The sequence below is a fragment of the Mesorhizobium sp. WSM4849 genome, assembly GCF_055811385.1.
Genome location: NZ_JBVVPW010000022.1, coordinates 1 through 15,015 on the forward strand (window position 1 = coordinate 1; position 15,015 = coordinate 15,015).

A 15,015-nucleotide genomic window follows, 5' to 3' on the forward strand; every position below is an offset into this window, starting at 1 on the left:
GCAGGGGTCGGCGTTCGAGAATCTGGTGGCTCCGCCATGGCCCGACAGAATCACGCCGCCCGCCAAACCGCCACCCAATCCAACCCGATACACCCGAGTCATAACGCCGCGCCCGCCACCGGTTTTGCCCCGGTTACCCAAAACGGCTAAAAACCATGTTGCTAAAGGCGTGTAACGAACAGCAACATAAGTCATTGATTTGTAACGATTGGTAAGGGTTGCGGGAAATCGCGATAGCAGCATGGAGCGGGCCGTTCCACCTCATTACATCAGGTCTTCAGCAACCCCGTCAAACTTCTTAAGGCCTGCGCTTGGACGCTTTCGCTTAAGAAGTCCCTGTTCAGATGCGGCCGCCTTGAAAGCAGCGAACGCAGCTTGGTGACTGCAATGTCCGGCTAGGCATTCCTCGATCATTCGGATTGCTTCAAGCCGGGACGGCTTTTCCACGAGTGGCCATGGTTGCTGAAGCGCCATCTCGGCGTCGGCTATCGAAGCGACCACCATCGGCTTGTGATTCAGGTAGACTGTAATCGGAATAAGCGCCGCCATTTTTATCGCTCGCCAGGATTAAGGCGGTTAAACGCGAAGGCCATGGCGGTGGTTGCATCATCGCGGACTAACGCTGCCGATCGCATCGCGGACATGTCGCGCGCGGATCTACAGATCATCCTGCGTCGCGCCGTATTGATGCTCAGAAACGTCTCAGGCGTGCCGCTTGGGCCCGCAACGGAGGACGCGCTCAATTCCATCGCGGCTGAAATGAAAATTGGTCGGTCCGACCTCATTCAGATCGTGCTGCGCGAATGGCTAAAAACCAACGCCTATCTGCCTGTGCGCACGATAGACGAGGAAAGCGAGACGGACGGCAACGCGTAGGCTGGGGCGCGACCTTTATGGAGAAGACCCGCCGCTACATTTGCGAAGCGACGGGCCTCCACCCCATTCCCCCCATACTTGACCATGCAATTGCGGTGCCAGACGTATTGACCCATTGCGAGGCACCTTATGGCTTCTACACAGCGGAATTACCGCCGAGCCGGAACGCTTGCTTGTCTCGTGGGTTGAGGTGCAGGAGATGCAGGCGTGGCCAAGAAGCTGTCCATCGCCGGAATATTGCGACTTACCTCTGACCAACTGAAGAGGATCCGGAAACGCGTCGCCAATGGCGGTCACGTGGACCAGATGCAAGAGGTCGATGCCCTGGTGGGCCTCGCTAAAGAAATGGCCGACAGGCAACTAGCCGGGTTAGAAAGCCCGGCAGATGAAAACGATGGCTCTGTGCAAGACGGTGACGATGCAAAGGACTGAGCGTGGCGCCGGCCACCCCCCCGCGAGCGACTGACAGTCGCTCACAAAATCACCCCCGAAATCGTTCGGTGAACCACGTTTTTTGGAACCCACCACCTTCATCGGCTTATGGGTCATCAGGCGCTTCGGCAAGTGCTCGGTGTGCACTTCAAGCAGGGGCTCGTTAATTCCTTTAGGCGATGGCGGGGTGCAGACGAAGGATTGTCATTGAAGTGCCCCACCAGGAAAGCCGATGGAATCTGTGTTATCCGATCCTCGTTCAACGGCATGTGCGATTTGTTTCAGCATCGCATGAGCCGCGCCAGCCGACATGACGAGGCGGCACACAATCACGTGTTCGAACTTTCCACGCTCGTAGATCGCTCGCTGCCGGCTGTAAAATATGCACCGGAAATTCCCGTCTCCCAAATTTTCCATGTCGGCCATCCCTGAAATGAAGACATCGGGGATGATGGCCGTTTCGACTAAGTCCATGATGGGATCGGTCATGATGCGTCTCCCCAATTGCCCCCAATTGCCGGGTTCCAACACCCGGCGTTGCTGACACCTACAATTTTTGCAGGCTAAGGGAGCAACTGTCGTTTGATCAACTTGGAGATTGGGGGTAGCCGGCACCTGCAATGGGAGAAGGATCTCGCATGCCGCATCCGCCTTACTATATTAGCAGTAGCGCATGAAGGGATTAGAATGCCACCCCAGCCGGCGCCGCTCTCATTCCCCTCACGCCGGTTAGGCCCGGTGGCCCGCTGGTCACCCCCCGATAGGCTGTCGGGCCGTCCTATCAAAAGCGCGGTGTTGACCAACGTGAGACGAGATCGAACCAGCAACCCCGGCAACCGGCATCAAGGGCAGGCGCCACGGGCCGCCGGCCAACGACGAAGCAGGGCATTTCCAGTTCTGCCCCGTCTGTGGCCAGACATTCGACATGCGTGACCTCGGCCAGGTGCTCCAACCATGCAGATTCTGACCATGAGCCACTGCCGACAGAACAATAGGTTCCCTCACAGTGTTCGTTCGAATGATGCTATTCCGTTGCCTTGAGCGCAGTTTTTGGTCAGGCCACCACAGCGCCTTCTCTTACGCTCGCTGGTGGTCAAGGCCCAGCGGCCTCCAGCTGCCAGTCCCCCTCGCAACCAAGCCGCTGGGCCGTCTCCGCTAAATTTAGAGGCAACGCGCAAGGCGATGCTGGCGCCGTTTGCGCGGGAGGCGCCAAATCGCTGACGGATTCCGCGGAAAAGGCACTGAAACAAGCCGTAGGCCGTCTTGGCGAAGCCCTGACCAATTCGGAACGGTTCTCAGCGGCGTTTGAGGAGGTCGACCGACGATCCTCCGACGCCCCTTGATGATTCATGGGGTTCCTCGCCCCATCAGTTAGGCAGCGTAATTTCCCGCCTCACACGGCTGCGTCAAGCCTTTGCGCCGGCACATAGTTGAGTATCGGGCCGAGCCAGCGCTCGACCTCGGCGAGCGGCATGCACCTGCGCCGCGCGTAGTCCTCGACCTGGGTCGCGTTCGACCTTGGCGACGCCGAAATAATAGCTTTCGGGATGCGACAGGTAGATGCCGGAGACGGAGGAGCCGGGCTACATCGCAAAGCTTTCGGTCAGGCTGACGCCGGCATTCCGCTCGCCGTCGAGCAGGCGGAAAGCGTCGCCTTCTCGGTGTGATCGGGCTGCGTCGATAGCCGGCCCCGGACGGATGCCGCGATTGGGTTCGCCGATCAGCTCGTCCGGGGCGGGGTCTCATCGGGTGCATAGGCCCCCAGAACTCCTCTGCCGTGATCGGCCAATCTCCAAATCCTAAGACTCAAGCGAAGCGCTACACTGTGATGTGAGGCGTATGCGCTTATACTCTACCCAACCGGAGCGGTTCATCCAAAATCCGTTCCGTGCGCAAACGCCGAGATCGAACAAAGGCCTTTAGTCCGTCGGAATCCAGCGCATGCCCGAAGGCATGGCCCTGCAGTATGTCGCAGCCCAAGCTCTTGAGTATCCGTGCGTGCTCCATCGTCTCGACACCTTCCGCTACGACCTCGATACCCAGGGACTTGCCGATTTCAATGATCGACGAGACGACCTGCCTTCGTTGCGGCGATTTGACAATTGGGATGACCAGTTGGCGATCTATCTTCAGCCGGCGAGGCTGCAGCTTGAGCAAGCTGACTATAGAGGCGTAGCCCGTACCAAAATCGTCTATTTCTACGTCAATACCGAGCTCTTTTATCTGCTCAAGGTTCCAGGTAACAAAATCATCATTTTCGTCAAGGAAAATTGATTCAACGAGCTCGAATGCAACTGCTCCCTTCTTGATATTTAGTTTCCTAAGACTCTTTATGAGTTCCTCATCCTGAAGGCGGCGTGCCGAAACGTTGACTGACACCCGCGGGATGTGAAGATTCGCAGCAGACCACCCATCGAGATCCAAAAGCGATTGCTCTAATATGTTTCGATCGATGATCGAGACGACATTCAATTCTTCCGCAATCCTTAGGAAGACGTCGGGCGCCAAAATCCCATTCTCCGGATGTCTCCATCGCGCCAACGCCTCAACCCCAACAATTTCAAGTGTTTTTGCGTCAAATTGCGGCTGGTAGAAGGGAATGAACTCGTTGCGCTCAAGGCCGCCGAGAATTTCGTCGGCAATTCGTTTTGTGTCGACGATTTCGCTTTGCATCGCCTCGGTGAAGAATTCGTATCGATTGCGCCCACGCCTCTTTGCTCGGTAGAGCGCGATATCAGCGTTAACCAGCAGGTGTTTGGCTTCGACATCTTTTCCGTTATCGACTGCAATTCCCACACTCACGCCAAAACGGCATCGATGGCCCTGATAGTAGACCGGTTCTCGCATCTGGCTGATGACGCGGTCAGCGAGCAGCCCCAGTTGCTTGATATCGTCATGCGCCTCGCACAGGACGATGAATTCGTCTCCTCCGATCCGAGCGACGAATCCCTCACCATCGACCTTGGATCGGAGGACAGTTGACGCGTGAACAAGCATTGCGTCGCCTGCGGCGTGGCCAAGCGTATCGTTGATGTGCTTGAACCGATCCAGATCTATGTGAAGCAGTGCCGCATACCCGCCGGCGCGCCTGGCGTTTGCAGCGTAATCTTCCAGCACTTGGTCGAGGTAACGCCGGTTGGGCAAACCAGTCAGCGAATCGTGGAGCGCAATGTGCTCTATGCGCGCCTTGGCCGACTCGAGTTCTGCATTTTTCGACTCGGAAAGCTGTTTTGCGCGAACCAGGTCCTTGTTCAGCAGGACATCGGCTGTCACATCCCATTCGGCGCCAATCATTTTTGGGGTATCGTTTGCGGCCCGGTAAATTACCGCCTTGGATCGGACATGGCGAATCTCGCCATCCGGCCGAATAATCCGGTACTCCGACAAATATGGCCCGCCACCGGCCATCGCGCTGTCGAAATCGGCGTGGGCGCCAGCCAAATCATCCGGGTGGATTGATCCCGCCCAGTCCAGGTAGCCGCGGCGCTCCCCAATCGGTCTGCCGTATATTTCATTGACGCGGTCGTCCCACGTAAGTTCGTTGGTCGCGAGATCGTGTTCCCAAACGCCGATAGCCGACGCTTCCAGAGCGAGTTCCAGGCGTCTCGACAATCGACTCAGTTCCGCATAGTTGCGCTGTCTCTCGCCAATCAGGCGACCCGTAACCAGGAATGGGATCACAACCAAAGCCCCGGCCACCGCCATGATTGCGCGCAAGAACCACGCGTTGTCGGGCGTCGAAGGCCAGCCGTTTTTGGGAATGGCTGCGATCCGCCACGAACCGGACGGGAGCAGAACGTCGGCTGTCACCGGATTGCTTTTGGCGACGCTCTCATCGCCGAAGAATTGATCTCCACTTGGACCGAGAGCGTCCTTACCGATCAGCGCTATGTCAATCCCGAGATCATCGTCAAGCAGGCCGCTCGCCTTATAAAGGCGCTGAACGTCGACAACGGCCGAAATGATGCCCCAGAACCTTTCGGTGTTGCCCGCACTCCGTACAAAAACCGGGATACGACCGACGAAGCCTTGCCCTCCCTGCCTCAAGTCGACGGGACCGGCAAGAATTAGCTCGCGCTCGTCTCGCGCCCTTAGCGCGGCCACACGCTGCCGCTCGTCCTTGCGGTAATCGAGGCCTATCGCCTTCTCGTTGCCCTCGATCGGGTACATCAGGGAAATGACCAGATCGGGCGCGCCGGCAATATTTTTCAATTGCGAGCCCCGGCCAAACAGGTTGCTCGCGAGCGAGGCGAAGCGTTGCTGTCCCATATAGGGCTCGGTCACGACCGTCGCGACCAGTCCCTGCACCAGTTGAAGGTTCCCGTTGATGTTACCTTCAAGCTTGGCGCGGATAAGATTGACCTTGGCCAGGACATCCGCACGGGCGGCTTGATCCGAGACGACTTTGTTCTGGTGGTCCGCGAACGCTGCGCCAACGGCAATAACTATCACCGCCATTGCCGCCGGGATATTTGCCGACGAGAAAACAGCCTTCTTAATGCCGCCGAACCTAGCGCGGAAAAGAGCCAATAGGCGATTCCTCAGCTGCTGTTCAGGTTCTCGTGCCAACCCGACCAAGGAATATTAGCTATCAATATTTAATTTTGACCTTCACGGGTCCTAAAATTTTTGCACTTTCCAACCCCCTGAGGTGGCCGGAGTGGTTGACACGGACCTGCGGCTCCGGCTGACACCTTAAAGCGCGTCGCGTTTGAATGGATTCATGCGACGCGCTTTAAGTTCTCGTTTTTATGCATGTCGTTATCGCAAAACCGCTGCGCACTTTTGCGCGACATGCATTAGAGCTGCTTGCAATCGCTGAAGGTGCATGGGTTGCCCTCGGGCGATCGACTCGACCGCCGCTGCGAGCAGGAAAAGCTCGGCGATCCCCACCGTCGAGGGATAACCGTGCTCACCTTTCCGGCATCAGATCGACGAGATGACAATGCAAAACGGGATCAATAGTAGGACTAGCACGTAGCCTAAGCGCGTAGCCAGATGCGGATTGCGACGAGTTTGAGGGCAGCGAGGTAGTTTCTGCCAGCTTGTCGTATCGGGTTGCGATGCGACGGAACTGTTTGGTCTTGTTGAAGAAGCGCTCGATCAGGTTACGCGCCTTGTAGAGGAAGGGGCTGAAGCAGATCGGGCCCTTGCGGTTGGCCTTGGGCGGGATGTTGGCCCATGCCTTTCGTTCGATGACGGCATTGCGCAAGGTGTTGGCATCATAGCCCTTGTCGGCGAGCAGCATGGCGCCCTCGGGTAAATCCGTGATTAAGTCCGCCGCGGAGGCGATGTCACTCTTCTGACCTGCTGTGAGCATCAGCTTGATCGGCCTGCCTTTGGCGTCGACAAGAGCATGGATTTTGGTTGTCAGCCCGCCGCGGGATCGACCGAGACAATGATCTCGATCCCCCTTTTTGCCGTCGCACCCTGCTGATGGACGCGAACAATGGAGGTATCAATCATCTGCACCTTGCTGTCATGGGCTTTGGTGATGGCGTCCATCAGGCGGTCCCACAGACCTGCTTTCTTTCCGCCATCGGACGAAGCGGTTGTAGCAAGTGGTGGGTGGGCCGTATCGCTCGGGCAGGTCTCGCCACGGTGCGCCGGATCGCAGCACCCAGAAGATGCCGTTGAGCACCCGCCGATCATCGACACGTGGCACGCTTCGCGGCTTGTTGGGGCAACAGCGGCTCGATCACTCGCCATTCGAAGTCAGTCAGATCATATCGGCTCATGCGGAGCGTGAATCAGATTCCGCCGCAATATGAAAGCCTCAGTCGGAAAGCGACCCATTGCGGACGCTTTCCGACTTGTAATACCTTCCCTTCGCAAACATCCTGATCACAGAAGAATCTGTCTGAACAACAGTTTCGAGTCGAGGGAAACGCAATGAGAGATTATCCGTCACTTTTCGCTCTTATTGTGGTTTTTGCATTTGTAATAATAATTATTGGATATATACTTGCAACTTTGCAGCAGAATAGATTCGCCTTGGCAGCAAAGGACTGACCAGTGGTCGATGCAACTGTGATTGATAGGTTGTATGCGTCTTCAGACCCGATTTCTTATAAGATAAAGGTAAGATATGCATTCAATGGAGAAATTTACGAGTCTGTAGCGAGTAATTTTTACAGGAAAGAAACTAGGACCAAGTATGAGGAAGATATTGTTGTAATAAAGGTTAATCCAGATCGGCCACATGAATGTGTCCTTTTCTCTTGAGATATCATGGCGCTGGCGCACGGGGGACCGGTGGAGTTCGGATGACGCGAGGTTTGATTCTTCTTGCATGGATTGTCGTCGGAGCGTGGACTAGCTCGGCATTAGCTCAAGATGCCATCGAGAAAACCTTTCCCCACGACATCACGCTTAGGGATGTAGCTCCCTTGAAGCTTGCAATCCGGAAGCACCTTGCCATCTCGACGGAACCAACAGTGTGGATCGCGATGGCTCGCATAGGAGTAAGTGGGGGTGTCTACCTTTGTGGGCTTACGGATGGTGGCAGCGTGTCGACCTCCATTCTCTTCTTTGCGCATAAGACAGATGGGGCCGTCGAAGTCGAAGAAATTGATAGTGACTCCAAAATCGATGGCAGGGCCAAAAAGCTTTGCGACACTCACGGCTTCCACACCCCTATCCCCGGCTGAACCTCCGCAACCTTTAAGGACAGCTTCCCATTTCACCCATCTTGGTCGTTCCGCATTTATGAGTTCACGACCTAGTGGCCCTCAATCGCCTTGGGGGTAACCAGGTATGGTATCTTGCCGACGCTACGCTTCGTCGCGCCAATGGAATAGGCCATTGGGATCTTGGGAGAGTTCTCTGGCAAGGCGTACATATCCTTGCCAGCCCTCACGGCAAATGAAAAGTGCTGCCACGAAACGGTGTCATGCTCATTGAGAAAATCAAGCGTCAGCCCAGCCGAAATCAGCGCGTTCACCACGTCACTGACCGGATGAATCCACTCGTAGTAGCGAGGATGTTTCAAGATGCGGTCGTCGCCGGTATAGGTGAGTTCCTCGTTCCATGCGAGTGGTCGAGCTATTGGCGTTCGCCAGTCGTGCTTGAACTCCAGCGCCGCAGCCTTGCGGTCACACTGGAACATCAACGGGTGGCCCTCGGCCAGATAGAGCCGGCCGCCGGGCCGCAGGAGATCGGCAACCACCCGCGCCCAGCGGAACACGTCGTCCAGCCAGTTTACCGAACCCCAGGTAACGTAAGCGATGTCAAAGGTTCGGCCGAGCGCCTCGACTGCCTCGAACAGTGGCGCCTCCACGAAGCGCACATCAGTGCCTGCCTTTGCAGCGAAATCCCGCGCCGCTGCGATCGCCGTCGGTGAAAAGTCGAGGCCGGTCACGCTGCCCGCGCCCAGATTCTTCAAGCTGATTGTGTCGAGCCCGATATGGCATTGCAAATGGACGATATCCTTGCCGACAATGTCACCGACCTCGCGCGTTTCCAGCTCATAGAGATTGGATCCGCCAGCCAGTACATTTTCTATGTGGTAGCTGCCCGTCGTGTCAGTCGAATGCAGCTCGGCCCGATCATCCCAATTAAGGCGGTTCACACCCAGAAACGGTTCCAAATTGCCCCCCCTGCCGAGACTAATATTTGGTAAACAGAACGTTAATATACTTTGCAGCTAAAGTGTCGCGCGTCAATCCGAGGCGGGCCGGTGCACCACCGCTGCAGGCCAGGCTCACCACCGCCCTGGCCAAGGCAGACGTGCCAATCACGTGTCTGTGCAGAACGAGCGCGCAATCAGGACAAGGCTGCTGTCATGGAGGTGCCGGCTTCTCGCCCTATCAGCCTCGCGGCACGATTTCACGCAGCCGCATCCAGCCCCTGCGCCGGCACGTAGTTGAGTATCGGCCCGAGCCAGCGCTCGACCTCGGCAAGCGGCATCCGCTTGCGCCGTGCATAGTCCTCGACCTGGTCGCGTTCGACCTTGGCGACGCCGAAATAATAGCTTTCGGGATGCGACAGGTAGATGCCGGACACGGAGGAGCCCGGCCACATGGCAAAGCTTTCGGTCAGGCTGACGCCGGCATTGCGCTCGCCGTCGAGCAGGCGAAACAGCGTCGCTTTCTCGGTATGATCGGGCTGCGCCGGATAGCCGGGCGCCGGGCGGATGCCGCGATAGGGTTCGCCGATCAGCTCGTCCGGTGCCAGATCCTCGTCCGGTGCATAGGCCCAAAAATCCTTGCGCACGCGTTCGTGCAGGCGCTCGGCGAAGGCCTCGGCGAAACGGTCGGCCAGCGCCTTGACCATAATCGACGAGTAATCGTCGTTCGCCCGCTCGAAGCGCTCGGCGATCGCTGCCTCCTCGATGCCGGCTGTAACGATGAAGCCGCCCAGATAGTCGGCCCCGCCGCTGTCCAAGGGCGCGACGAAATCCGAGAGGGCGACGTTCGCCTTGCCGTCGCGCTTGGTCAGTTGCTGGCGCAGCGTGAAGAAGGTCGCCAGTTCCTGCGATCGCTTATCGTCCGCAAACAGCCTGATGTCGTCGCCGACGGCGTTGGCCGGCCAGAAGCCGATGACGCCCTTCGGCGCGAACCATTTTTCCGCGATGATCTTGGCCAGCATCGCCTGGGCGTCCTCGAAGAGCTGGCGTGCCGCCGGCCCTTGCGCCTCGTCGTCGAGGATTTTCGGGTAGCGCCCCTTCAGCTCCCAGGTCTGGAAAAACGGCGTCCAGTCGATGTAGCGCGCGAGCTCGGCCAGGTCCCAGCCTTCGAAGACTTTCAGGCCGAGGAACGACGGTTTTGGCGGCGCGTAGGCCGCCCAGTCGATCCTGTGGGCGTTGGCCCGCGCCTTGGCGAGCGGCAGGCGCTGCTTGTCGGCTTCGCTGCGCGCATGCGCATCGGCGACCTTTTTGTACTCGGCACGAACATTGTCGACATAGCCGCCCCTGGTCTCGTTCGACAAAAGTGCCGACACCACGCCGACCGCGCGGCTGGCATCGGTGACGTAGACCGTCTGGCCCCTGGCATAGCGCGGATGGATTTTAACCGCCGTGTGCACGCGGCTGGTCGTCGCGCCGCCGATCAACAGCGGAATGTCAAAACCTTCGCGCTCCATCTCGGCGGCCATGTGCGCCATCTCGTCGAGCGAGGGCGTGATCAGGCCGGACAGGCCAATGATGTCGACCTTTAGCTCGCGCGCCGTCTGCAGGATCTTCGCGGCCGGCACCATGACGCCGAGGTCGATGATCTCGTAATTGTTGCAGGCCAGAACCACGCCGACGATGTTCTTGCCGATATCGTGGACATCGCCCTTCACCGTCGCCATCAGGATCTTTCCGGCGGTCTGGCGCTCGCCGGTGTCGACGCCATTGGCGGCGTTCGCCAACTTCTCCGCCTCCATGTGCGGAAGCAGGCCGGCAACGGCCTGCTTCATGACGCGGGCGGATTTCACCACTTGCGGCAGGAACATTTTTCCCGCGCCGAACAGATCGCCGACGACATTCATTCCTGCCATCAAAGGACCTTCGATGACATGCAGCGGGCGCTCGGCGGCACGTCGCGCTTCGTCCGTGTCCGCGTCGATGAATTCGGTGATGCCGTTGACCAGTGCGTGCGAAATGCGCTGCTCGACGGGCCAGTCACGCCAGGCGAGATCGCGCTCCTGCGCTTCCTTGCCCGCCGTGCCTTTGAAGCGTTCGGCGAGTTCCAGCATGCGTTCGGTCGCCGTACCGCCGCCCTTCGGCTGACGGTTGTTGACGACATCCTCGCAGGCTTCGCGCAGTTCCGGATCGATGGACTCGTAGACGGCAAGCTGTCCGGCGTTGACGATGCCCATGTCCATGCCGGCCTGGATGGCATGGTAGAGGAACACGGCATGCATGGCCTCGCGCACCGGCTCGTTGCCGCGAAACGAGAAGGAGAGGTTCGATACGCCGCCCGATATGTGGACATGGGGAAGCGTCGCGGTGATCTGCCGTGCGGCTTCGATGAAGTCGACGCCGTAATTGTTGTGCTCGTCGATGCCGGTGGCGATGGCAAAGATGTTCGGGTCGAAAACGATGTCCTCGGGCGGGAATCCGGCCTGCTCGGTCAGCAGCTTGTAGGCGCGGGTGCAGATTTCGACCTTGCGCGCCTGGGTGTCGGCCTGACCGTCCTCATCGAAGGCCATCACGACCACCGCCGCGCCATACGCGCGGACGAGCTTCGCATGGTGCAGAAAAGCCTCCTCGCCTTCCTTCATCGAAATGGAGTTGACCAGCGGCTTGCCTTGCACGCATTGCAGGCCGGCTTCGACGATCTCCCATTTGGAGCTGTCGATCATCACGGGAACGCGGGCGATATCCGGCTCGGCGGCGATCAGGTTGAGATATTCGACCATCGCCTTCTTCGAATCGATCAGGCCTTCGTCCATATTGATGTCGATGATCTGCGCGCCATTGGCGACCTGGTCGCGTGCGACGTCGAGCGCGGCAGCATAATCGCCCGCCGTGATCAGCTTCCTGAACTTGGCCGAGCCGGTGACATTGGTCCGCTCGCCGACATTGACGAACCGAATCTCGTCGGTCAGCGTGAAGGGCTCGAGCCCCGACAGGCGCATCTTCGGTTCGACGGCGGGAACAGCGCGGGGCGGATATTTCTTCACCGCCTGTGCGATGGCGTGGATGTGGTCCGGCGTCGAGCCGCAGCAGCCGCCAACGATGTTGACCAATCCGTCGCGCGCGAAATCCTCAATCTGCGCTGCCATGAATTCCGGGCTCTCGTCATATCGGCCGAATTCATTGGGCAGGCCGGCATTCGGATAGGCACAGACAAAGGTTTCGGCGACGCCTGATATTTCGTCCAGATGGGCGCGCATGGCTTTGGCGCCCAGCGCACAATTGAGGCCTATCGTGAACGGGTTGGCGTGACGGACCGAATGCCAGAACGCCGTCGGCGTCTGGCCAGACAGCGTGCGGCCGGACAGGTCGGTGATCGTGCCGGAGATCATGACCGGCAGATGCACGTCCTTCTCGATGAAGATCTCGTTGCAGGCGAAGATCGCCGCCTTGGCATTCAGCGTATCAAAAATGGTCTCGATCAGGATGATGTCGGCGCCGCCGTCGATGAGACCGCGCAGCTGCTCGCCATAGGCAAGGCGCAATTCGTCGAACGTCACGGCGCGGTAGCCGGGATTGTTAACGTCCGGCGACATCGAGGCGGTGCGGTTGGTCGGCCCCAGCGCACCGGCGACGAAACGGCGCCTGCCGTCCTGCTGCTCAGCCCTCACCGCCGCCCGGCGCACCAGCCGCGCACCGTCGCGGTTCAGCGCGTAGACCGCGTCCTCCATGCCGTAATCCGCCTGGGCGATAGAGGTCGAGGAGAAGGTGTTGGTTTCAAGGATATCCGCCCCGGCGATGGCGTATTGATAGTGAATCTCCTCGATCGCCCTAGGCTGCGTCAGGATCAGCAGGTCGTTGTTGCCCTGCTGATGGCAGGCGCACTCCGCGAATTTGTCGCCACGGAAGTGGCTCTCGTCGAAGCCCAGGCCCTGGATCTGCGTGCCCATGGCGCCGTCGAGGATGAGGATGCGTTCGCGCGCCGCCGCCGTCAGTGCCGCAAGGACTTCCGAGCCATCGGGCTTGGCCGCGACTGGGCCGAACAGGTCGTCCAGCGATGAAGGGTTTTGCGACATATTTCGTCCTCAGGGCGACAGCCGCGTTTAAGCGACATAAAGACATCTTTATGTCAATATACGGGATTTGTCTGCCGCTGTCACCCCTGCCGCGGGGGATGCTGCCCACCGGCGTTACAACCCCGCCTGCGCTGTCTTCACTACCGGCGCCGCTCTCAACAACATCCCGAATTCATGCCGCCGCTGACGCTGACCGAGGACGAAGTCATTGAGGGCGCGGCCATCGTCGATCAGGCAATCGCCGACGTGACCGCAGGCAAGGTCTCCGACGCGGATGTCGCTTCGTTCATGATGTGGAAGGCGGGAGCGACCTCTCGCGTCAGGAAAAGATCTCCGCCAGTTCGTCGACGCTGGTGCCTTCCCTAACCTGCCGCAACTCGACATAGCTGACTGCGGTGGCGATCGACATCACCATAGACGTTACACTCGTCACCAATGCGTCCACCACCGCACCCACTATCCCCCCTCCAAACAGTGCGGCTACAGTGCCGAGCGCCAACTCGATGGCAATTGCGATAATGATCAGGATAATGAACAGGCCGAACAGCGCCCAGCGGCTTCCCTTGGTCAGATCGCGGCTGCGCGCCATCGAGCCGAATACGCCGAGCCGCTCTTGCACCAGTGCCGGTACCGCGACCGACCAACGCAGCGCCAACATGATGCCAGGCACGATAAGAAGCATAAAACCGAGGCCCACGCCTAAACCAACCAACAGGGCAATGGCGAACGTCGGCAGGAGAAAGGAGACTGCTTTCGCGATGCAGTCACCGAACGAAGGCTGCTTGCCGTTCAGATCCTCGATGGTGGCGCGCACCAGCGACGCCTGAAGCAACAGCGACAGGATATAGGAAGCAAGGCCGGCGCCCATCGTGACGGCGGTATAGCCGAATACCAGATTCTGCTCGCCGAAAGTGCTCGGGTCGAAGGGGACGGCCGGGTCCTGTCTCAACGCCCAAAGTTGAAACACAAAAGTCGGCAAACCCGAAAACAATGCCGCAAGTCCTAGGCAAAGCACGGCGTTACGACCGATGACAGCAAAGCTGTCGTTGAACACCCTGTCGATGCGAAACTTGTCCGGTCGTTCCAGTGTCACTGAAGCCATGATGTCCCCTGTCCAGTTCAGGCCATTGCTGATGCGACGAAGGCGGCGCGAACCTCCCCGCTATGAGAAAATCTCCGCCAGTTCGTCGATGCCTGTGCCTTCCTTGACCTGCCGGAGTTCGACATAGCTGACCGCGATGGCAACCGATATCAATGTAGATACCACTGTCGACACAACGGCGCTTCCAATCGCGCCGACAATCAGGCCAACCGTCGAGAGGCTGCCGGTAAGGGCGAAAGCCAATCCAAACACCAAAGCGAATGCCATTTGGATGGCAATCGCCGCCAAGAACAGAATCAGCAAAAGACCGAATAGTGACCAGCGGCTACCCTTCGTCAAAGCACGGCTACGCGACATCGAACCAAACACGCCAAGGCGCTCCTGGATCAGCACGGGCACGGAAACCGATACACCGAGGAGCAGCCTGATGCCTGGAACCAGCAACGCTATGAACGCTATGAACGCAATGAGGGCTCCAAAAACGGGCATAAGCATACCAGCCACGAACATCATCACCACCATCGCGAGGATCATGGTGAGGAAGACAACCAGGCCAATCCCGAGCGTCGGGAATATGCAACGCACAGCGATCTGGATGCAGTCACCGATTGCCGGGCGCTTGCCGTTCAAGTCTTCTATCGTCGCCCTCACCAGTGACGATTGAAACAACAAAGCCAGTACAAAATATATCAAGCCAAAAGCCATCGATATTAACGAGTTGCCTAGAATCGCCGAGGGATCGGTAACCGCCATGCTTTCGGGATTGGCAAAATCGAGGTTGGCAAAATTTCTGTAATTCCAAAGGTTAAGCACCAGTGCCGGAAGGGCGGAAAAAAGAGCCGCCAGTCCGACCAACAGACCCGGATTGCGGCCGATGACCCCAAAAATATTGCTGAAAACTCTGCCGATGCGGAACTTGTCCGGCCGTTCCAATGTCGTTGAAACCATGATGCGTCCCCCGCTTAATC

At 58.4% G+C, this 15,015-nt stretch carries 12 protein-coding genes and 2 pseudogenes; 4 read left to right on the top strand and 10 right to left on the bottom strand.

Features of this window, described 5'->3' with window-relative positions; all coding sequences use genetic code 11:
* Both AC0L3L_RS23335 and AC0L3L_RS23340 read right to left on the bottom strand, forming a co-directional pair.
* Nucleotides 1-243: hypothetical protein (locus tag AC0L3L_RS23335; protein ID WP_473639217.1), on the bottom strand; the 243-nt coding region annotated here is incomplete at its 3' end.
* Between the two features lie 21 nt (nucleotides 244-264).
* On the bottom strand, nucleotides 265-549 hold the full coding sequence (locus AC0L3L_RS23340; RefSeq protein ID WP_473639218.1) for a DUF982 domain-containing protein: 285 nt from the start codon (nucleotides 547-549) through the stop codon (nucleotides 265-267).
* Between the two features lie 42 nt (nucleotides 550-591).
* Here AC0L3L_RS23340 and AC0L3L_RS23345 point away from each other — a divergent pair, with 42 nt between their 5' ends.
* Together AC0L3L_RS23345 and AC0L3L_RS23350 are read left to right on the top strand one after the other, a co-directional pair.
* The gene (locus AC0L3L_RS23345) at nucleotides 592-876 is read left to right on the top strand and encodes a hypothetical protein (RefSeq protein ID WP_473639219.1); all 285 of its coding nucleotides are present in this window, start codon (nucleotides 592-594) and stop codon (nucleotides 874-876) included.
* A 207-nt stretch (nucleotides 877-1,083) separates the two neighbouring features.
* Nucleotides 1,084-1,308, top strand: a complete 225-nt coding sequence (locus AC0L3L_RS23350; RefSeq protein ID WP_123147588.1) for a hypothetical protein — start codon at nucleotides 1,084-1,086, stop codon at nucleotides 1,306-1,308.
* 204 nt (nucleotides 1,309-1,512) lie between these two features.
* Here AC0L3L_RS23350 and AC0L3L_RS23355 read toward each other — a convergent pair whose 3' ends face one another.
* From AC0L3L_RS23355 to AC0L3L_RS23370, 4 genes and pseudogenes are all read right to left on the bottom strand, one after another.
* A complete protein-coding gene (locus AC0L3L_RS23355) occupies nucleotides 1,513-1,797 on the bottom strand; it encodes a hypothetical protein (protein WP_095493788.1) in 285 nt (94 codons plus the stop codon).
* 917 nt (nucleotides 1,798-2,714) lie between these two features.
* A pseudogene (locus AC0L3L_RS23360) lies at nucleotides 2,715-3,032 on the bottom strand (vitamin B12 dependent-methionine synthase activation domain-containing protein).
* Between the two features lie 121 nt (nucleotides 3,033-3,153).
* On the bottom strand, nucleotides 3,154-5,766 hold the full coding sequence (locus AC0L3L_RS23365) for a bifunctional diguanylate cyclase/phosphodiesterase (RefSeq protein WP_473639307.1): 2,613 nt from the start codon (nucleotides 5,764-5,766) through the stop codon (nucleotides 3,154-3,156).
* Between the two features lie 524 nt (nucleotides 5,767-6,290).
* A pseudogene (locus AC0L3L_RS23370) lies at nucleotides 6,291-7,046 on the bottom strand (IS5 family transposase).
* A gap of 292 nt (nucleotides 7,047-7,338) precedes the next feature.
* Here AC0L3L_RS23370 and AC0L3L_RS23375 point away from each other — a divergent pair.
* On the top strand, nucleotides 7,339-7,533 hold the full coding sequence (locus AC0L3L_RS23375; protein ID WP_473639309.1) for a hypothetical protein: 195 nt from the start codon (nucleotides 7,339-7,341) through the stop codon (nucleotides 7,531-7,533).
* Between the two features lie 41 nt (nucleotides 7,534-7,574).
* The gene (locus AC0L3L_RS23380) at nucleotides 7,575-7,958 is read left to right on the top strand and encodes a hypothetical protein (RefSeq protein WP_473639220.1); all 384 of its coding nucleotides are present in this window, start codon (nucleotides 7,575-7,577) and stop codon (nucleotides 7,956-7,958) included.
* Nucleotides 7,959-8,029: 71 nt separating this feature from the next.
* Here the strand turns inward: AC0L3L_RS23380 and AC0L3L_RS23385 are convergent, their stop codons facing one another.
* The 4 genes from AC0L3L_RS23385 to AC0L3L_RS23400 all read right to left on the bottom strand — a co-directional run bounded on the left by AC0L3L_RS23385 (nucleotide 8,030) and on the right by AC0L3L_RS23400 (nucleotide 14,995).
* On the bottom strand, nucleotides 8,030-8,878 hold the full coding sequence (locus AC0L3L_RS23385) for a class I SAM-dependent methyltransferase (protein WP_473639221.1): 849 nt from the start codon (nucleotides 8,876-8,878) through the stop codon (nucleotides 8,030-8,032).
* 257 nt (nucleotides 8,879-9,135) lie between these two features.
* Complete coding sequence (gene metH, locus AC0L3L_RS23390; protein ID WP_473639222.1) at nucleotides 9,136-12,945, bottom strand: methionine synthase; 3,810 nt, start codon at nucleotides 12,943-12,945, stop codon at nucleotides 9,136-9,138.
* Nucleotides 12,946-13,264: 319 nt separating this feature from the next.
* On the bottom strand, nucleotides 13,265-14,047 hold the full coding sequence (locus AC0L3L_RS23395; protein ID WP_473639223.1) for a hypothetical protein: 783 nt from the start codon (nucleotides 14,045-14,047) through the stop codon (nucleotides 13,265-13,267).
* Nucleotides 14,048-14,107: 60 nt separating this feature from the next.
* A complete protein-coding gene (locus AC0L3L_RS23400) occupies nucleotides 14,108-14,995 on the bottom strand; it encodes a DUF7847 domain-containing protein (protein ID WP_473639224.1) in 888 nt (295 codons plus the stop codon).
* Nucleotides 14,996-15,015 lie beyond the last annotated feature (20 nt).